Origin of the sequence: Nocardia xishanensis NBRC 101358 (genome assembly GCF_001613365.1) — a bacterium.
GTDB lineage: Bacteria > Actinomycetota > Actinomycetes > Mycobacteriales > Mycobacteriaceae > Nocardia > Nocardia xishanensis.
The window spans coordinates 100,927-118,306 of record NZ_BDCF01000016.1 but is presented as its reverse complement, the minus strand read 5'-3'; the positions used below and the strand labels follow the sequence as shown (position 1 = coordinate 118,306).

Annotated in this window: 20 protein-coding genes and 1 pseudogene; 2 read left to right on the top strand and 19 right to left on the bottom strand. The window is 64.5% G+C overall.

Annotation, left to right across the window (positions count from 1 at the left end; genetic code table 11):
• Nucleotides 1-20: 20 nt before the first annotated feature.
• From NX1_RS15410 to NX1_RS37220, 7 genes are all read right to left on the bottom strand, one after another.
• Nucleotides 21-371: a phage tail fiber protein gene (locus NX1_RS15410; RefSeq protein ID WP_068058968.1), complete on the bottom strand. Its 351-nt coding sequence runs from the start codon at nucleotides 369-371 to the stop codon at nucleotides 21-23.
• 76 nt (nucleotides 372-447) lie between these two features.
• Nucleotides 448-783, bottom strand: a complete 336-nt coding sequence (locus tag NX1_RS15405; RefSeq protein ID WP_068058966.1) for an LtfC-like domain-containing protein — start codon at nucleotides 781-783, stop codon at nucleotides 448-450.
• A 146-nt stretch (nucleotides 784-929) separates the two neighbouring features.
• Nucleotides 930-2,315, bottom strand: a complete 1,386-nt coding sequence (locus NX1_RS15400) for a hypothetical protein (protein WP_068058964.1) — start codon at nucleotides 2,313-2,315, stop codon at nucleotides 930-932.
• On the bottom strand, nucleotides 2,312-2,749 hold the full coding sequence (locus tag NX1_RS15395) for a phage gene 29 protein family protein (protein WP_084501453.1): 438 nt from the start codon (nucleotides 2,747-2,749) through the stop codon (nucleotides 2,312-2,314). Before NX1_RS15395 ends, NX1_RS15400 begins: the two co-directional genes overlap by 4 nt.
• An 86-nt stretch (nucleotides 2,750-2,835) precedes the next feature.
• Nucleotides 2,836-4,515 carry a Gp37-like protein gene (locus tag NX1_RS15390; RefSeq protein ID WP_068058960.1) on the bottom strand — a complete coding sequence of 560 codons (1,680 nt, stop codon included), beginning with the start codon at nucleotides 4,513-4,515 and terminating at the stop codon, nucleotides 2,836-2,838.
• Nucleotides 4,512-5,378, bottom strand: a complete 867-nt coding sequence (locus tag NX1_RS15385; protein WP_068059090.1) for a hypothetical protein — start codon at nucleotides 5,376-5,378, stop codon at nucleotides 4,512-4,514. Before NX1_RS15385 ends, NX1_RS15390 begins: the two co-directional genes overlap by 4 nt.
• 96 nt (nucleotides 5,379-5,474) lie before the next feature.
• A complete protein-coding gene (locus NX1_RS37220; RefSeq protein ID WP_174555486.1) occupies nucleotides 5,475-7,337 on the bottom strand; it encodes an amidase domain-containing protein in 1,863 nt (620 codons plus the stop codon).
• An 84-nt stretch (nucleotides 7,338-7,421) separates the two neighbouring features.
• On the opposite strand from NX1_RS37220, the gene NX1_RS15375 reads away from it, so the two are divergent.
• Nucleotides 7,422-8,192 carry a hypothetical protein gene (locus NX1_RS15375; protein ID WP_068058955.1) on the top strand — a complete coding sequence of 257 codons (771 nt, stop codon included), beginning with the start codon at nucleotides 7,422-7,424 and terminating at the stop codon, nucleotides 8,190-8,192.
• A gap of 19 nt (nucleotides 8,193-8,211) precedes the next feature.
• On the opposite strand, the gene NX1_RS15370 is transcribed toward NX1_RS15375, so the two are convergent.
• From NX1_RS15370 to NX1_RS15335, 9 genes are all read right to left on the bottom strand, one after another.
• Entirely contained in the window at nucleotides 8,212-8,601 is a 390-nt protein-coding gene (locus tag NX1_RS15370) for a hypothetical protein (RefSeq protein WP_068058953.1), read from the bottom strand.
• Nucleotides 8,601-9,038 carry a hypothetical protein gene (locus NX1_RS15365; RefSeq protein ID WP_068058951.1) on the bottom strand — a complete coding sequence of 146 codons (438 nt, stop codon included), beginning with the start codon at nucleotides 9,036-9,038 and terminating at the stop codon, nucleotides 8,601-8,603. The genes NX1_RS15370 and NX1_RS15365 overlap by 1 nt, the downstream gene beginning before the upstream one ends.
• A gap of 38 nt (nucleotides 9,039-9,076) precedes the next feature.
• Nucleotides 9,077-9,409 (bottom strand): hypothetical protein, encoded by a 333-nt coding sequence (locus NX1_RS15360; protein ID WP_068058948.1) that lies wholly within the window; start codon nucleotides 9,407-9,409, stop codon nucleotides 9,077-9,079.
• 24 nt (nucleotides 9,410-9,433) lie between these two features.
• Nucleotides 9,434-9,601 carry a hypothetical protein gene (locus tag NX1_RS36270; RefSeq protein WP_157119761.1) on the bottom strand — a complete coding sequence of 56 codons (168 nt, stop codon included), beginning with the start codon at nucleotides 9,599-9,601 and terminating at the stop codon, nucleotides 9,434-9,436.
• 138 nt (nucleotides 9,602-9,739) lie between these two features.
• Complete coding sequence (locus NX1_RS15355; protein ID WP_068058946.1) at nucleotides 9,740-10,402, bottom strand: phage tail tube protein; 663 nt, start codon at nucleotides 10,400-10,402, stop codon at nucleotides 9,740-9,742.
• A 101-nt stretch (nucleotides 10,403-10,503) separates the two neighbouring features.
• Nucleotides 10,504-10,950, bottom strand: a complete 447-nt coding sequence (locus tag NX1_RS15350) for a phage tail termination protein (protein WP_068058944.1) — start codon at nucleotides 10,948-10,950, stop codon at nucleotides 10,504-10,506.
• Complete coding sequence (locus tag NX1_RS15345) at nucleotides 10,947-11,171, bottom strand: hypothetical protein (RefSeq protein WP_157119760.1); 225 nt, start codon at nucleotides 11,169-11,171, stop codon at nucleotides 10,947-10,949. Before NX1_RS15345 ends, NX1_RS15350 begins: the two co-directional genes overlap by 4 nt.
• 332 nt (nucleotides 11,172-11,503) lie before the next feature.
• Nucleotides 11,504-12,187, bottom strand: a complete 684-nt coding sequence (locus NX1_RS15340) for a hypothetical protein (RefSeq protein WP_157119759.1) — start codon at nucleotides 12,185-12,187, stop codon at nucleotides 11,504-11,506.
• Between the two features lie 172 nt (nucleotides 12,188-12,359).
• On the bottom strand, nucleotides 12,360-12,557 hold the full coding sequence (locus NX1_RS15335; RefSeq protein WP_068058938.1) for a hypothetical protein: 198 nt from the start codon (nucleotides 12,555-12,557) through the stop codon (nucleotides 12,360-12,362).
• A gap of 976 nt (nucleotides 12,558-13,533) precedes the next feature.
• Between NX1_RS15335 and NX1_RS15330 the strand changes: the two genes are divergently transcribed.
• On the top strand, nucleotides 13,534-13,983 hold the full coding sequence (locus tag NX1_RS15330; RefSeq protein WP_068058936.1) for a hypothetical protein: 450 nt from the start codon (nucleotides 13,534-13,536) through the stop codon (nucleotides 13,981-13,983).
• A gap of 927 nt (nucleotides 13,984-14,910) precedes the next feature.
• Here the strand turns inward: NX1_RS15330 and NX1_RS35410 are convergent.
• From NX1_RS35410 to NX1_RS15310, 3 genes and pseudogenes are all read right to left on the bottom strand, one after another.
• Nucleotides 14,911-15,506: pseudogene (locus NX1_RS35410) on the bottom strand (IS3 family transposase); the annotation flags it as partial.
• A 473-nt stretch (nucleotides 15,507-15,979) separates the two neighbouring features.
• Complete coding sequence (locus NX1_RS15315; protein WP_068058933.1) at nucleotides 15,980-16,672, bottom strand: hypothetical protein; 693 nt, start codon at nucleotides 16,670-16,672, stop codon at nucleotides 15,980-15,982.
• Entirely contained in the window at nucleotides 16,669-17,379 is a 711-nt protein-coding gene (locus NX1_RS15310) for an alpha/beta fold hydrolase (protein WP_068058930.1), read from the bottom strand. The genes NX1_RS15315 and NX1_RS15310 overlap by 4 nt, the downstream gene beginning before the upstream one ends.
• Between the last annotated feature and the right edge of the window lies 1 nt (nucleotide 17,380).

Sequence of the window (17,380 nt, the reverse complement as noted above, 5' to 3'; positions counted from 1 at the left end):
AACTCTCCGATTCGCGCCGGTCAGCTCATGGTGAAGGTCGGGGTGATGAGCAGCGTGCCCTGAGCGCCGAGGGTGGTGGAAGCGATGGCGACCTTGTCGATGAAGGTGCCGCCGTTGAGAGCGCTCCACAGACCCGCGTGGGTGTAGGTGCCCGCGGGCAGGTCGATGGTGACCTGGCTGCCGGTGATCTGGCCGTTGGCGGGGGCGGACCAGGTGGTGGCGACCCGCTTGTAGGCGGGCGAACCGCCGGACGCCTCGTTGGCGCCGTTGGTGCCCGGGTCGGCGGTGTGGACCGAGACGTAGACGGTGGTGGCGATGTTGGCGTAGGCGGTGCACAGCGCGTTCTTGGTCGAGGTGACGGCGATGGCCATTGTCGAGCTCCTTGTCGAGGTGATGGAAACAGCGAGTCGTCGAACCCGCAGGCCGGGAACGACTTCGGATTCGGGTCTAGGTGCGGATGACGGTGCCCGCGTACCAGGCGTAGGTGGTCGCCGGCGAGGTGGGGTAGGTGACCAGCATCGTGTACCGCGAGTTGGTCGGGATCTCGTCGCAGGTCGCGGCGGGCACGGTCCAGGTCGCGGTGGTCGAGCTGACGTTGGCCGACCATGCGCCGATCGACGTGCCGCCCGGCGCGGTCAGCACGATGGAAACTTGAGTGCCCGCGGGAAAAACGGCTCCGTCGGAGGGCTGAATAGTCTGCACGAAGCTGGCGCCGGTGGTCAGCTTCAGCGGTTGAAGGGTGGGCTGATAGCCCAGGTATCCGGGATCGTTCGGTGTGCTCATAGGGTTCCTCTGTTTTGTTCGACCTCGTCCATGGGTTCGCTGGACAGGTTCGGCCAGGGATTCGGCCTAACTGCGGCCGATTCGATGCGGATCGCGCACTCGCGGCGCACCGCAGACGGGTAAGCGCTTCGGCAGGTGGACCGGACTCAGGAGAAGGAGCTGAGCGTCCCGTCGAAATAGGTGTGGGTGCCGGATGCGTCGCCGTACATCTGGTTGGCGCCGGGGATGTAATAGCCCGGCGCCCAGACGCTTCCCGCGCCCGCGAAAACAACGAATGTTCCCGAAACGCGGTAGACCGCGTCTCCTGCGGTCTCACCGCTGTTGCGAACGACCTTCCATTGCCCTTCGGGACTCGGCGCGGACCACAACGAGACGTTGTAGTTGTAGCCCGATCCGCAAGCCTGCGCCCATTGGGCGCCGACGCTCATCACATACCAGCCGGGTTTGGTGATCTGGATCTGGCCCGACGCCAGATTGAGGACGTTGACCTTGTTCGCCTGACGAACCGTGTCGAAGATGGTGCCGTACCGCGCATTTCCCGCGCTTTGCGAGATCGCCGTGGTGCTCTGGCGATACAGCGACCAGCCTGTGCCGACGACGGGCGGCGATGATGTGTCGGCCGCGGCGAAGGATTCGATGTCGAAACCGAAGTACAGGGTGGTGCTAGACCAGCTCGTGCTGACAAGGCAGGCGCTGAAGAACCCGACCCAGCGGTTGCTCGCGCCGACCGGGGACGTGACAGCCGTGTCCTGGTAGCCAAGCCTGCTGACACCGTTGACGAGCACCTCGTAGGACGACCCCGTCGCCGCGACAGTCACCGTATCGCCGGTGTTCAGCGCAAGATTCGTCTTTTCGGTCCAGACCGTGACGGTCAGCTCGCCATTGACCATCGTCGCGCGTTGGAGGGAGATCTTGCTCGTCCCGATCTGTACCAGTACGAAGGTCGACAGGTCGACAGCCGCACGGATGATGACACCGCTGCCGGTGAAATAGCCGGCCTGGTTGGCACGCCCCAACACCAATGACACCGACTGCGAGTCGGTCATGAGCGGGGTCTTGTACAGCGCGAAATTGCCGCCCGTGCCAGTATTTCCGCTCTTCGCGATCCCAGCCTGGTTGCTGACGATGACCATGTCGGGCACGGTGTGACTTCCGTCGGCCCACTTGGCGACCGACCACTTCGTGGTGTCCCAGGTTTCGAAGCTGTCGGTAACCGCCGCGCCGCCCACTTCGCTCTGCGTCCGGTCGGTTTGCAGATTGGCGATCGCCGCCGCGTTCGATGCCGACGTGTTCTGCGCCGCGTTCGCGGTCGACTGCGCGTCGGAGGCATCGGTCTGCGCCGAATTCGCCGCGTCGAGCGCACGGCTGGTCGCTGAGTTCAGGTTCGCGCCGATGGCGTCCACGCCGGCGAAGGACTGCATGACATTGGACATGATCGATGCTTGCGCCGACGCCCAAGTGACCTTCTGGAGGTTGCGGATCGAGCCTCCGGTATAGGCGCCCGCGGGAATCTTCTTGTCGGGACTCGTCATCTGTCACCACCGGACGCGGCACTCTCGGCATCGCCGACCTGCGCGTGGTTGAGGTCGAGCTCGCGCGGATCGACCAGATGCTTGAGCTCACCCGACTCGCGCAACTGCTCCACCAGCGCCGCCCGCTCGTCCGGGGTCAGCTGGGCCACGTCGGGGGCCGAGGTCTCCGGCGGCCGGGGGGCGCCCTTCTCGGCCCACTGGCCCGCGCCGTTGAGCCAATGGGTGACGCCACGCGCCGGCGGGATGTATTCCTTGGTCTGCTCGTCGGCGTAGTGCCGAAAACCGAGATCCCAGAGGTGTTTCGACCACTGACGAAGTACGTCGGGATGCACCAGCAATGGCGAGTTCCGCGGTCCGGGCAATCCGACGAGTGCCCACACGAACGCGTCGTACGGATCGTTGGGATCGCAGTCCTCGTGCAAGGGAATAGGCATAGTTCTCTCCGGCAATAGAAATGAGATTTGGCGAGACCGCCCTGTTCGACCGTCCCGAGCCCGCGGTGCGGCGAGCTCGGCCGGGATCACATCTGGACGGCGAGAGCGTGAATGTCGTCGACGATGTCGGCGACCACCCGCATGGACTTCGCGAACGGCATGTCGTGATCGCGGTCCGAACCGATGGTGATCTGCCAGGCGGGACTGGCCGTGCGCGACCATGCGAGCTCGAGCTCGGTGACCTGGTCGACATAAATCGAGCCCTCGGGCATGCCCTTGACGGTGGAACCGACGCGGTCGCCGAGGAAGAAGTGCCCCTGGCCCTGATCGCCGATCAGATACGGTTCGCCGTTCGCGACGGTGAACTTGTGGGTGAAGTGGCGTCGTGTCTTCCACAGACCCTCACCGAGGGTGAGCAGCGAGCCGAGCGTGTACGCGCGATCGGCGCTGTTCTCGAAATGCTCGTAGTAGTGCGACCAGCCCGAATTATTCTCCCGCTGCGGCGATTTGAACTCCATCCAGGCCAACAGCGTGTCGGACAGCAGCGCCATCGCGATGGTGTCCACCACCGCGGTCGTACCGTTGGCGACACCCGCCAGGATGGGACCGACGAACGGCACCTCGCCGAGCGCACCGGCGGTGACCATGCCGACGAACTGGATCGCCGAGGAGATCGCCTCGTTCACGCCGGGCATCGAGTGACCGCCGGTGAGGATCTGCACCGCCGACGACGGATTCACCACGAACTGCGAAGTCTGGATACCGGTGTGCTCGTTCTGCCGATACACCACCCAGGGATTCGACGGCAGCGTCCCCATCCATCCCGGATTCTTGTACAGCTCAGGTGCGTTCAGGTCGGGCAGCACGTCCGGGCTGTAGTCGAGCAGGGTGTTGTCGAGCACCTGCATGGTGTGCTGCAGGCCGTCCCACATGTTTCCACCGGTGCTTGTGCCGGTCCAGAAGCCCGACTTGTCGACGATGTCGACCACCAGGCAGCCGTGCCGCAGGTTTGCGCCCGGCCACGGCGCCGGGTCGCCGCGGAGCCAACGCCGGGTCACGACGGCCAGCTGCGCAGTCTCCAAGGTGCCTGCCGCGGCCTCGTGAAAGTTCCGGAACCGGGAGCCGAAGATCGTCCACACCGACGTATCGGAGACGAAGTCGCCGGGCTTCACGACCACTGCCCAGTTCGACTGGTCGAGGTTCCCCCAGCTGCTGACGTCCATGGGATCGTCGGGCAGTGTCCACCCCGCCGTTTCCAATCGCAGCAGGTTCAGGTGCAGTGCCGTCTTGAGCACCCACACACCGGGTCCGGCCAGCAGGAACTCGCGCGGGAACTGCACCGCCGCAGGGAGAAACGGATTCGACCAGCAATAGATGTGCTTGAGTTCCTGATAGGAGTGCATGAACAGCAGCTCCACCGTCGTGACGCCGTGGTCGTCGGTCTTGATGACCGCCTTCTCCAACCGGCCGTCCCAGCGCGCGCCGTCCTTGTCGACGGTGATGTGCACGTTCTGCTTCGTGCGGCCGTTGATGTCCACGGCCCACTTGGCCAGGTAGTAGTCGTAAGGCAGCACCAGCAAGCCGGTACCGGACTGGTTGAGCACCCATCGGAAGTCGGCGCTGATCTCCGCGCCGCAGACGCCGCGCAGATTCCAGTCACCGTCCCACAGCCGCACCAGCGGTCGCGCGTAGCGCTGCTGCTTGCGAGTCGATTTGGCCAGCTGCGCCTCCGCGTAGAGTGCGGGCAGATCGAGCGCGGTGGTCACTGCAACCCCCACGGACGCGACCAGTTCCGCGGCTGCACCACCATCACCGAAGCGCCGGTCGGCGCGCCGGCCACCTTCACAGGAATATCGGTGGCAGGGGTGTACGCGGGCATCGGGTAGAGGAAGCTGACGCCGTTCATCAACGCCCAGATCTGCGAGCGATCCGCCGCGACGATCATCTCTTCCATCGGATCGGTGTCAACCGTCAAGTCCTGCCCCGCACCGGTCGCAGGCAGCGTGATGACACGCGCCTCGTCACGATCGACCGCGCCCCACGAGAAGTCGGGCAGCGTCCATTTGCCCGGCGCCGAGCACACCCACTTCAGCCACATCGGCTGATCGGTCGGGTTGGCGATGCTGACGGTGCCGTGCTGGCTCACGTTCGCGCCCGTGGTGTCGATGGTCGACGTCCACGTGCTCGTCACATCCGACTCCACCCACCAGGGATTGCCCGCGACACAGGTCATCACGACCTTGCCCTGCCTCCGCAGATGCGGGTCCTTGTCCGGCTTGAAGTCCGGCTGCTCGGACATCCGGAGCTTCAGCGACCGGGTTCCGAAGTCGGTCGTGATCGTCAGCGTCGAATCCCGGTCGTACGCCCATGCTTTGCGCCATGCGGAGTCCACTCCCTCCCACGACCGCCCCGCGGCTTCGAAGACGTTGACCGCGAATACGACATCGCGCTTGTTGGTCCGGTATCCACCGAACGACGAGCCGATCTGGAAGGCCGACTGGTTCCAGATCGTCGTCACCGGAGCGTCGTACAGCCCGCTCGGCGACGTAGCCAAATCCACACCCTCACGGCCGCTGCCCTGGCCGGCGATCGTCCATACCGATCCGTCGACTCCGGTCACCGTGATCATCGCGGCATTCGACGCCACAACCTCACCTCAATTCTTTCGAAAATCTGAAATAGACTCGCCGACAGGCGATCTCGAACCAGGAGGCGTCGATACCGCCTACCTGGAATTCATCAGCTCCCATTGCGTCGACAGCACCTTCAACCGCGCCACAATGTCCTCGGAACTCGACATGGAAATGTTCACGGTCGCGGCCCCACCGCCGGCCGCCGGCGCGTACCCGCCGGCATTCGCATTGGCTCTCGCCGCCGCGGCAGCATCCCGCTGCACGAGCATCTTCTGCAGGAAGAACGGGTCAGCGTTGAGTGCCTGCAGGAATGGACGGTTCACCGATGTCGAGCGTGCGTTCATGACGAACTCGCCGTCGGACAGCCACGCCGGAATCTTGTCGCCGATGGACGAACCGGGACCTCTGATGTCACCGCCCGCCGCTCGCTGGACGGGATATTGCGCGTCGCCGGGGTAGTTCATGCGCACGGGGTAGTAAGTGACCGTCCGGTCCGTAACGACCTTCTCCGTGTCCTCGTCGACCTTGGGGATGGCCCAGAACCCGTGGTAGACATTGCTGCTGTGGTAGTCGACGAAATCGGCGTCCTCGAAGTACTGGTACCTCGGGTTGCCGTTTTCATCCTCACCGATACGCTGCCGCGCATTGCCGTGGCCGGCGTAGACCATGGTGTGGCTGAGGAGCGGGGACCCGTCCTTGTTCTTCTCGCCGAAACTGACGAATACCAAGTCACCGGGACGCAGTCCGGCATTGGTCAACGCGTTGGGATCGGGATTCCCGGTGATCGGGTTGACGCTGATCGGCGCCAGCCGCGTTCCCGTCGGCCCACCGTTCGTATTCCCGTATCCGTTGGCGATATAGCTGTACAACCCTTGGACATTCAGCCAGGGACGCGGCGCCGAATCACCTGCTTCATGCTGCGCCTCAGTGCCGATGTGGTTGTATTTCCGGTTGTAGGGATGCCAGCGGTCGGTCACCGCGAAGCTGTCGTCGGCCCGCGAGGGATCGAACTGAAAACCTCCGGCGTGCAAAACCTGTGACGCGAAGCTCGTGCAGTCGCCGCCGCTCGCATCGTAGTTCGGATACTCCCAGTTGCTCATGATCGCCCAGTCATCGGCATATTTCACCGCCGTCTGACGATTCGGGTTCGGGTCCATGCCACCAGCGATCGGCACGGCGCCCCGCGCGGGGCGCAGAATCGAATCGAGGATCGAAGCACCGGTATTCAGCCACGAGTTCAGCAGCGCGGCAGGTTGATCCGGCGAATCCAGCGTTGTGCTGATCGGCCGGATGCCAGAGTGGTCCTTCCAAGTCCACATCGTCGATAGCAAGGACTCGGCACGCTGCCACTGCTTGTCCTTGACGCGATCTCGATAGCCCCTCGAATCCCCTTGCCCGAGGTCCTTGTTTTTGACCCACTCCAACACATTGTTATCGCCATCGGCATCGAACTCCGCATTGTACGCCGAGGCCAAGAATTGATTCAGGGTATAGTTCCGCTTGACTTCGTCCGGCATCGCGCCGGCATACGTTTCCTGCAAGTACTTGAGATAGTAGGCGGTAGTACGAACAGCCAGAGTGTCGTCGTTCGCGAGGTCGGACCATTCGTGATCATGAAATACGCTGGGATATTTCTCTTTGACTTTTTCGAAGGTGCGCTCTTTGATGTTGGTAATGCCCAGAGACCAGCCGGCCGGGTTGGTCATCCTGCCGATCCACGGGGTCCGGCCCTTCCCCCACTGATTCAAATCGTGCAGCGTTCCATCGTCATCGTGCTGGTCTGCCGCTTCCTCCAGCGCGATAGCCAGCACCAAGCGCGGATCGACCCCAGCCATCGAACCGCTGATCACCGCATCCCAGACCAGCGTGCGCTGCCCCGGCCGGAGCCCGTCCACCTTGCTCTGGTCCGGCTTCTTGTCGAAACTCGGCGGCGGCGTGTCCCACGTACTACTCATAGCTTTCCTCCTCACGGAATCCACCGCGCAACAACGAGATCAGTCAGATGGGCGGTCGAATGCGGCTGCGGCTAGGCTGGCCGCGTGGAACGACTGGTCTTTGTCATTCCGTTGGTGTGCTGGCTGCTGGCGGCGCGGTCGCCGCGGTATCGCCTATGGGTAGGCGTCGCACTGGCGGCGATCGCGGCGACACAACTGGTGGTGTCGTTCCTCGCTTGGACGCTGCGCGACGTCCAGTACAGCGTCGAGGTGTTGCTGACCCTGGCCAGCGCGGTCATCCTGGTGGCGGGTCTGATCGCCGACCGAGGAGCGGGTGGCATGGCTTCACTTCGCACCGCGCTCGGTGGCGCTCTCGTCGTTCTCTACTGTGTGGCAAGCCCACTCGGTGTCTTGCTCATGCTGTGGATCTGGTCGGACGGCTCGCCGTCCTATGGCGGGAAACCGGTTCCGGTGCCAGCCGCCGATCAGGTGCTGCCACTACCCGATGGCCTTGTGGTGCTCGCGGATTCGTCCTGGTGCTCGGAATCGCGACAAGGCCCGTGGTGCCACCGCGTCCTGTCCATCGGCAGTACCGACGGCACGCCCGATAGCGGCGTCGCCGACCGCCTGCTGCAGCATCTACGGGACTCCCGCGGATTGCCACTCGAGTTGTATTCGAGCGGTAGCGACGGCCGCGGATGGGACATGTGTAGGAACACGGGATGGTGGCTCGACCGTGCAGTCGAAACCATTGATCTCACAACGAGAACGCCCGGTCCGCAGCACGGGGCTTCAGCCACCGGCTGGCCCGAGGGCGCACCGGAAGGCTCGGTCACCGTGGTGACAATCGGTATGAGCCATCTGAGATGCGAATGAGCGAAGCTTCGGACTCCGTTCAGCTGACGAATACGTAGACGGTCAGTCCGGTTCCGACTGCCTGGCCGGCCCCGTTCTGGTGCATCTGCACGTCGATCACGTCACCCATCAGCAGGACCGGCTGCGCCGTGATCGGGATGGAGATCGGAGATTCGGGGACCAGGTTCGTGCCCTCTGTTGTGGTAACGGCAGCGAAAGTCCGCAGGACCGTGCCATTGCGAATGTGGCGAACCGAGACGGTCACATTGTTGGTTGCCGCTCCGGTGATGGCCGAATAGCCGGGTGGGGCAACCAGTTCGACATCCGTGATGGTGTCGCCACTGTAAAAGCCGGGGGAATAGACGCCGGCCAGGACCGTGGCGTCCGCGCCACCGGCCGCCTGAGCGGGCAAGATTGCCGAGAAGATCATCAGTCCTCCCAGGTGTATGCGGTGAATTGGTCAATGAGGTTTTGCATAGAGCGATCGCGATGTTCGTCGCGTACCTGATCCGCCGCGGTGACGGGGCGGGGCATGGGGCGGATGGCAGGCGGGTCGCCGCCTGCAGCTGCGATAATCGCGGCTTGCACGCCTTGCAGGGCATCGATGATCGACAGAAGCAGGTAGGTATCGATCGTGTAGCCCTCGGGCGTAGGTCCAGCAGGCCTCGCCGATTCGTCCTCGTAGAGGTCGGCCGCTTCTTCGGCGATGACCATCTGTTCGGCGAGTTCGCGGTCCATCGACAGCGCCGAACGATACTGTGAACCGTGCGGCAGCCGGTCTTTGAACGTCCAGATGGTGCGCCAGTCGCGCGTGCGAATCGAGGTGGGCCCGAAGCAGTCCCGGACGTCGATGCCGCGCTCGAGCAAGTCGTAGTCGAGCGCGGCACCAAAACGTTCCCAGAACTCTACGAGCCCTGCGATCCCCCCGGCAGCTCCGAGGAGCCCTGACCGAAAAGGTGGGCGTATAGATCGCGTTGGAAGGCGTACCACTCGTCCAGCGGCCGCTCGGCGAACAGCGCTTCGACGGCCTCGTACTGGTCGCCCAGCACGATGGTCATCTGCTCGTCGTCGTTCTGGGTCCGTCGCAGGGCCAGCAGCTGGCCCCGGGTTACGGGCGGGATAGCGATGTCGTCGGTCAGTCGGTAGGGCCCGCGTCTGCGCGGGGCGAGTTCCTGCTGGAGCTCGTAGAATCGTCCGCCGGCCTCGGCCTTGTCGGCCGCTTCGGGTGTGGTAGCCATGAGTGATCTCCGGGTTGTGTGGTGTTACTTGGACTTGGCCGAGCGGCGGCGCGCGGTCTCGTCCGCGGCTTCGGCCTTCAGTGCGTGGCCGAGCTTGTAGACGGCGTTGACGTACTCGGTGGCGCTGGAGACGATGTAGTCGTTCTCGCCGTCGGTCATCGTGACGGGGAATTCGGTGGGGATGGCGGACACTGGTGGACCCGCTTTCTTCTCCGGAAATATGGACAGGAAATGGTGTGGGGCGTGCCATGACCGGAGACACATGACACGCCCCACGCCCAGGCCGGAACCTGGGTGATCAAGGGAGAATTCGCGCTGCGACGAGCGGCGTCACGCCGCGGGGGCGATGCCGGTCTGGGCGACGATCTTCTTCCAGCCGAGGCCGCCGAAGCCGTGCGCGACGGCGTAGCCTGCGGTGTCGTCCTTGAACGCGACCATGGTCAGCTTCTGCGCCAGCACCTCGGTGGGGTTCCACTGCTCGCCGCCGAACTTGCTGACGGCGACCTTCGGCAGCACCTTGAACACGTAGATCGGTTCGGCGTCATTGCCGTCCTTGCCGATGATGATCGCCGAGTAGTAGGTGATCTGCTCCGAGGCGGGCTGCGGGAAGAACACCTCACCGGAGGTGGCGTTCGACTTGACCTGGGCCAGGTTCGCGCTGGTGGTCAGCTCGAGGGTCAGCGCGGTGGTCTGCTGCGGCTGGAACTCGATGGTGGTGATGTCGCTGGTGATGTCGTTGCGCACCGGCTGCAGTTCACCGTAGGCCTCGATCGGCGCCGCGGTGATACCGCGGGCGAAGGCCACACCGGTCTTCTTGTCGATCAGCCCGACCGGCTTGAAAGCCGCGGGTAGCGTCTGCAGCGCGCCGCTGGCATCGGTGAACGCCGTCGGCGCGGCGGTGTACCAGGGCGCGAGGAACACGGCGGCGTCGAGCGGCTTGAGCAGCAGCGAACGCTGAGCGGACTTGAGCGCCGTGAGATTGGTGGCAGGCATGTGTCTCCATTCGAGCGCCCGCGCGGACGCGGGCATGGTTAACGAAGATCGGCACCGGGTGGTACCGCTGAAAGGCCCATCGGGAAATGGGCGTCACCCGCCTACTGGCGGCGGGCTTCGATCGAGAAGGCGATCTCGACCATCTGGTTGAGCGGATCGAGATCCGGCACCTCCGTCAGACCGCGGCTGCGCCGCAGGATCGGCGGATGGAACTTCGGCTCGTCGGCCACGACCTCTTCGGCGTAGTCGACGAGCACACCGTTGACACGGCTGGCGGGAGCTCCGAGCATCGCCGCACGGATCTGCACAGCGAGCTGCTGCGCCTGACCACGAGTTGTGCCGAAGGCAACGACGTTCACCTTCGCCTTGTAGGTGATCGCGTTGATGTCCAGTGTCCCGCCGATTTTGCGAACCCAGATCAGCGGCAACGCCGACTGCAACGCCTCTGACGTGGCAGGCAGCGTGGTGACGGTGGTGGCGACCGGGGTGAACAGATCGATCATGAACTGTTCGAAATCGGGGAATTCCCCCGCAACTGGATAGGTCATGACACCGCTTCCGATGCCGAGCCGAGCGAAACGGTGGCGTCGAGGCTGCCCGCCGTCGGCTCCGGCGCGGGAAGCGCCGCGTCGACGGTCATGGCCAAGCCCTGCGCCAGGTTCGACAAGACGTCGATATCGGCTTTCAGGGTCGCGAGGCGGGCGACAACGGCCTTGATGTCGGTGACGATTTGTTCGGCGAGGCCGGGGGAATCTTCGGTGGTAGGCACGATTTCTCCAAGAGTCGGGTTCACGGGTGCTCCGTGGAAACGAATTCGTTCAGGTATGGGCCGACGCCTCGGACGGACGGCGATCGAGGCCCCTCGGATTTCCAGGGATACGCGGTAAGTGGCGCATCCGCCCCGCGAACCCTGTTCTGGCACTGCGGATCACAGCCCGAACAGTGGCAGCAACAGCGGAATCAAATCGCTGATCAACTTGACGACGTCTGCGACGACGGTGAGCATTCTCATCACCTCCTCTCGGGTCTGATCGCATGCGAAGAGGACAGGCGCGGCTCCCACAGAAACGAAATGATTTGTCGCGGTGCGTGTTCCGAAGGTCAGCGCACGTGAGACAGATATGTCAGCACGCGACTGCTCAGCGCGTCCTTCGACGTTGCCGGGCCGTAGCCTTCGGACTCGATCACGTTGATGGTGGTGCTTCGGTCGATATCCGGACCGCCGCCGAGCCGACCTTCGAGGGTGCGCAGTTGCGGCTGCGACGACATCGGCAACGGAGTGAACCGTCGCAGCGCTTCGGATTGCGTCGAGAACTGTTCGACAACGGCGCCCGCCATGCTGGTCAGCGCGGTGACCGCCGCCGTCGCGGCCGCGCCCGCCGGTCCGGTAACGGCACCGGCGAGCGCCGAGACCGCCGCCTCCCCGCCGGCCGCTGTCACCTGGTCCCTGGTGTTCCGGTAGATGTTGTACCAGTTGTGCCACTGTAGAAATGGGAACAGCGAACCTGTTTGGGATGTGGACAGGAAGCCGCCGTCACTGCTTTCGGGGCCGTGCTCTTCCTCGACCGCACCACCCGCGGCGAATGCCTTCCCCTGGAGCGCCTTGCCCAGCATCTGGCCCCCGGACGACGCTATGGTCGACCACTGGAGAAAAGGAGCCAACCTACCGGGGCGCGTCGTCGCAAGAAACCCGTCGTCATAATCTGGAAGTCGGCCCTCCTCGACTTCCCCGCCATCGGCAAAGCGCGTGAATTGCGGGCTGTTTCGCACGTCTTCGAAAAACATCGTTCAACCGTCCATGAGCTTCTACTCGTTACGTGATTTCACTGCTTGGTCGGGATGCCCCACCCCCGGCTCGTAGCAAAACCGGGGGTGGGGCGGGCGCCCCGCGGCTCGGACTCTCTGCGACCGCGATTGTGTTGCGGGAGAGAGGAGTCTGCGGGACGGGCTGGTGGGGTCAGCGGGTGCGCGAGGAGTCAGGGACTATGCAGCCCTCGGCGATCAGGGTTCGCCGCGCTTGGTCTTTGCGGCGGCAGCAGTCGGTGGCGCATTCGCGGTGTACGCGCATGATCTGGTGGGCCAGGTCGGCGGTGGGTGGCGTCGGCAGAGCGGTGTGAATGTTCAGCTCCAGCATTTCGCGCAGGGCGTCGTCCATGGGTGCCTCCTCGCGGGATGGCCGACCGAACCGCAGTCGGCGGGATGGACACCTCGCCCCCGGCCTGGAGGGGCACGCCGGGGGCGAGGCGAACCCGGACGCCCGCGTCGTCTGCGACCGCGCACAGGGGTGGCGGGAGACGGGCGACGCATCCGGGGTTCTGCGGCAAGCTCTGCCCCGCTTGTCGATCGACATCGGAAGGGTTTCGGGGGCGTGCCGCATGATCAGTGGAAGCCGAACAGGCTCCGGTATGGCAGTGGCCCTGTTGCGTCCGAGGCTTCGAACACGACAAGGCCACGAGGAAATAGATCAAAAAGATCCGAAAGAGTAAGATTCCCGGATGCCTTCCGGGTGAAGGCGCAGCTCTGGCGCTGCACCAATCTTCACCTAACGCGATCGCATTGTCAACACTCGATTTTCGCCTGTAAATGAAAACGCTGGTGAGAGTAGATATTTCGGCCGCAGAACTGGCCCTCCGAGGCATCGCTCAGCGGTGCTCGCATCGTTCGACCGACGAACGATGAGGTGGGTGCGGCGGAGGCCGAGCAGACCGCCGTTGTCGACCGTGCCGACGGCGGCGTAGTGGGAACCGTCGGCGGTTCACAGACGGTTCCCACTCCGCACAGCACCGGCGCTTGCGTGAGGCGCGTGGTGACGATGTGCCAATCGGAGCCGGTTGGGCGGCGGCGCGAATCGCGATACGGACAAGGGCGGCCGAGCAAAATGCTCGAATCATGTTGCAGGCTGCGGACTCCGGCCCATACTCCGCATGGCCGCCCAGCCCGAACAGCATAGACGCACAACAGCACCAGGACTTGATTCGGTGACCAGGATCGGATAGAACTTCACCGTTGTAATTCGCACCGCGAAACATGCTGCCCGCCAATCGGTTTGCAGCCTCTGCGGGGTCGGGAGGATAGGGGAAATCATGCGTCTGACTAGCAGAAAATTCGGCCGTAAGGCTCTCATCGCTGCGTTGCCGCTTGCGATCGCGGTGACCTTCGCGGGCGCGGGGGCAGCTTCTGCCGACGCCACGGGCGTCGCCCCACAGGCGGTCCCCGTCGTGCAGACGTTCGAGGCTGCGCAGGCTCCGGGAACGGTTCAGCAGGTGATCCCGGTCATCGAGCAGCCCGCCGTCGCGGATGTCGCACAGCCGGCTACTGCGGAGGTCCTGCAACCGGTGGCGGCTGCGGTACCGCAGGACATCGCCACCAATCCCAATGCGGCCAACCATGATCCGCTGGCCAATGGCGCGGCAGCGGGTGCGATTGTCGGGGGCGTGTTCGGAGTTGTCGTCTGCGCCGCCACCATCGTCGGAATTCCCTTGATACCACTGTGCGCCCTCGGCCCCGCTTTCCAGGGCGCATTGGTCGGTTTGATCGTCGGCGCGATCGCCCCGGACGTCATTCCGCAGGTTCTGCCCTGATTCCTCCCGTCACCAAACAGCATCCGGTGCCGGAGTTTCCGGATCGATGCAGCATGAATCGTGTCAACGGTGGCGGGCTTGTGCTGCAGCATTATCCGAACATCGGGAACGGGTCGGCATTCGACCGGTCACTGGTCCAAGAACGGTCCGCACAGGGCGGTCAGGCCAAGTCGACCGTCAATGGTCGAGATGCATTCACCGTGCCGACGTCACTGGCTCTGTTGCGCAGAACAAGTCCGATAGGCTGCGTTGTGTATCTTCCGTTGAGGATCGGCAGCAGCCTCACCTAGTTGGATTTCGGTGGCTGCGCCGACGCCCTTGCCGCAGCCACCGAAATCAGGCACCGTGGTCATCACTATCAACCACGATGTTCGCGCATCCACGAGGGAATCGCATCGACTGTGCGGGGATAGTCGGCGAGTTCCCGACGAATGTCCCGCGCGCTCGGCATGGCAACCCATTCCGAGACAGCGTCCCAGGAAAGTTCGTCTGATACCGGTCCCGGGGTGCGAGGCGGATCTGCCCGCTCAACCATGCGCCGCTGACACTGTCGTAGGTGGCTCGCTTGTACGGGACCACCAGCCCGCGCAACGTCTCCGACAGCTCCACATCGACAATGGAATACAGAAGCTGTCGAACATCGACTGGTTGAGGTCCAGTGGCAGTGCCGCGCTGATGTCGGCCGCATTCCCGGATGGCATCGAGTTCTGCGTGCATCCTGGCGGCGCATGTAGTCGGGATGCTTGGGCCAAGGAGTTCCTGGAACTCCCAGCTGTAGATGTTGCCATTCCGTCGATCCACTTCGCTGCTCGCTTCGATTTCATCCAACTGACGGGACCCCGTGCTTCGGTCCACTGAGCGTGAGAGCCGATTATCGGTGGATGCAGATGGCAGCGAATCCGGCCGGAATCTGGTAGCCCAGCGCGGAATGATCGAGACGATCTTGACCGGGCGGCCGTCGTCGGTGGCGTCGAACTGGAAATCCACCGCCCACACTCGGTTCGGTGCCTGCGCGGTCACCGCGGTGGCGGTGGAGGTTCCGATCCGTTTGCGGCGCCGCCGGGTAGGCACCCGCAACCCTTCGGCGCGCCAGAGGCGTTGGATCTTCTTGTGGTTGACCGTCCAGCCTTCGGCGCGAGCGTCGTGGTATGCGCGGCGGAAGCCCTGCCGCGGATGATTCCGTGCCCAGGTTCGCAGCCAATCCCGCAGTGCCGAATCGGGATCAGTGGGCGTTTGCGACGCCGGCGGGTGGCGTTGAGTACTTCGATGCTGCCCCGTGACCCGGCAGGCGAACCGCTCGCTCACCTCGAGCACGCTCATCAGATGAGCCACGGCGGCCCGCCGGCATTCCGGGGTCAGAAGTTTCCCTTGGCGACCTCTTTCAACGCCGCTTTCTCCAACTCTGCCTCGGCGAGAAGCCTTTTCAGGGTGACGTTTTCGGGCTCGAGATCCTTCGATCGTTTGGCGTCGTCGGCCTCGAGGCCGCCGAACTGGTTGCGCCATCGATATCGGTCTTGATCAGCCGATACCCCACCCGAGACCGGTCTTCGTTCTCGATCGCATTCCACAACGCATGTGGACCGGCAGGGCCTCCCGAGTCACCATTCTTCAGCGCTCGAATCGTTCGATCGACCGAGCGATCACGTTGCGGCGTAGGCGCGGCGGACGCAGAGCAGACCGCTCTTGTCAACCATCCGGGCGCCAGTGCGGTGAGATTGGTCGTTGGTGCACAGAGTTTTTCGACGTCGCACATCGCTGGCGCCTGCGTGAGGCGCGTGGTCACGTGTGCCGATCGGAGTCGGTGAGCCACGCGAATTGCGCTGGGCGATCGGCGCCGTGGTAGGTCGCATACGGATACCGGTTCAGTAATCGGATGGTTCCGCCACGCCCTTGGGCAGGAGGACCGGCGAAAAGAAGATTGCCGCCAACCGGGATAACCAGGTGGACGGCAACCATTTTCAATATCGTAGCCACGACGCGATCATGGAACACGGGTCTAGCCGGCGCTGCTCCCCACCTTGCGCCGCGACCTGCTGGGGTAGGCCAGATGCTGGTCGAGCACCTCTCCCACGACGAACATCTCGGGCCAGTCGGGAGCCCACGGGCCGGGCACGGGGGTGATCTTGCCCGAGTCGCGCAGCGTCTGAACGCGGCGGACGGTCAAATTGCGGTACTCGTCCCCGAGTTCCTTCGCCAACGTGGCGATGCCGGAGGCGTTGAGCCGGTGGGCGCGCGCCTGCTCGACCATCGCTGAATCGAAGACGATAGCGGTCGTCGGTGGGCAGACGATCATCGTCGCCGCGCGCACTGCCTGGCCGATCTCCTGCGGCGCGCCCCCGACGCCTTCGGTCATCGCCAGTGCGATCAGGTTCTTGTCGAGCCATCGCGAAAGTCCGGCGGTGGTGGTCGAACCCGCGTAGCCGAGACCGCGTTGTTCGCAGACGAGCCGGACCCAGCCGACCAGCACCGCGTGCAGATGGTCCGCCGCGCGTGCGGCCGCCGGGTTGTACGGGAGCGGTTGCTCGCTGGGACGGTGGCGCATGCGGTAGTCGCCACGGGCGCCGAGCTTCGCCTGTCGCGTCCGAGCTATCGCGAGATCATCGGCGAGATCGGGGATTTCACGGAGCAGTTCGGCGAGCTCGCGAATTCCGGCGCGGCTCAGATACAGCTGATTCGGCTCGTCGTTCACACCCGCCCCCGCAGTCCGATTTCGGTGTTGATCCGCTCGGCGAGCCGCGCGGCGTGGCCATGCCGGATGTAGTCCTCGGTGTGCCGGCCATCGATGAGGTAGCCGCGCGCGTACGCGACAGCGCCGGACCAGCTGCGCCAATTCTGTGGCGACCACCAGCGTTGCAGCTGCCGTCGCGTGGCCGCGTCGAGCAGGCTCTGCCCCCACCGCAGCGCCGCCTGGGGAGAGGACAGGCTGAAGTACGCGCTGAGGTCGGCGATCGAGCGCAGCGGGTTGCCAGCGGGCAGAGCGGTGATCGGGTCTCCGGGCGCGGCTGCCCAGTAGGTCGGGATGTTCGGCACGTCGCGTTGACCCGCGATGCCGTAGCCACCGGGGTCTGCGCCGAGACACTTTCCCATCGGACGGAGCGGATCGGCGATGAGAGCGCATGCGACGACCCTCGCGAGTTCGTCTCGACCGAGCGAGGCCGCGACGTCGCCGGCGATGGCCGCCCCTTGCGAATAGCCCGCCAGCACGAGGCGACCGGGCGACGCGTCGATCGCGGCGATCAGCGCCCGCCGACCCGCCGCCAAGCTTTCCGCGTAAGGCATCGTTCGGCCGTAGTCCGCCGGGTAGGAGACGACTCGGGGACGGAAGCGCTTCTGGTTCAGGGCATCGGCGAAGGCGGCGCTGATACCGTCACCATCCGGGTTCCAGGTGCCCGGCATG

Bases quoted from the DNA above. Each gene is read 5' to 3' on its own strand.
- NX1_RS15410 (WP_068058968.1), bottom strand. From the start codon at position 371: ATGGCCATCGCCGTCACCTCGACCAAGAACGCGCTGTGCACCGCCTAC.
- NX1_RS15405 (WP_068058966.1), bottom strand. From the start codon at position 783: ATGAGCACACCGAACGATCCCGGATACCTGGGCTATCAGCCCACCCTT.
- NX1_RS15400 (WP_068058964.1), bottom strand. From the start codon at position 2,315: ATGACGAGTCCCGACAAGAAGATTCCCGCGGGCGCCTATACCGGAGGC.
- NX1_RS15395 (WP_084501453.1), bottom strand. From the start codon at position 2,749: ATGCCTATTCCCTTGCACGAGGACTGCGATCCCAACGATCCGTACGAC.
- NX1_RS15385 (WP_068059090.1), bottom strand. From the start codon at position 5,378: ATGATCACGGTGACCGGAGTCGACGGATCGGTATGGACGATCGCCGGC.
- NX1_RS37220 (WP_174555486.1), bottom strand. From the start codon at position 7,337: ATGAGTAGTACGTGGGACACGCCGCCGCCGAGTTTCGACAAGAAGCCG.
- NX1_RS15370 (WP_068058953.1), bottom strand. From the start codon at position 8,601: ATGATCTTCTCGGCAATCTTGCCCGCTCAGGCGGCCGGTGGCGCGGAC.
- NX1_RS15360 (WP_068058948.1), bottom strand. From the start codon at position 9,409: ATGGCTACCACACCCGAAGCGGCCGACAAGGCCGAGGCCGGCGGACGA.
- NX1_RS15355 (WP_068058946.1), bottom strand. From the start codon at position 10,402: ATGCCTGCCACCAATCTCACGGCGCTCAAGTCCGCTCAGCGTTCGCTG.
- NX1_RS15350 (WP_068058944.1), bottom strand. From the start codon at position 10,950: ATGACCTATCCAGTTGCGGGGGAATTCCCCGATTTCGAACAGTTCATG.
- NX1_RS15340 (WP_157119759.1), bottom strand. From the start codon at position 12,187: ATGTTTTTCGAAGACGTGCGAAACAGCCCGCAATTCACGCGCTTTGCC.
- NX1_RS15335 (WP_068058938.1), bottom strand. From the start codon at position 12,557: ATGGACGACGCCCTGCGCGAAATGCTGGAGCTGAACATTCACACCGCT.
- NX1_RS15310 (WP_068058930.1), bottom strand. From the start codon at position 17,379: ATGCCGGGCACCTGGAACCCGGATGGTGACGGTATCAGCGCCGCCTTC.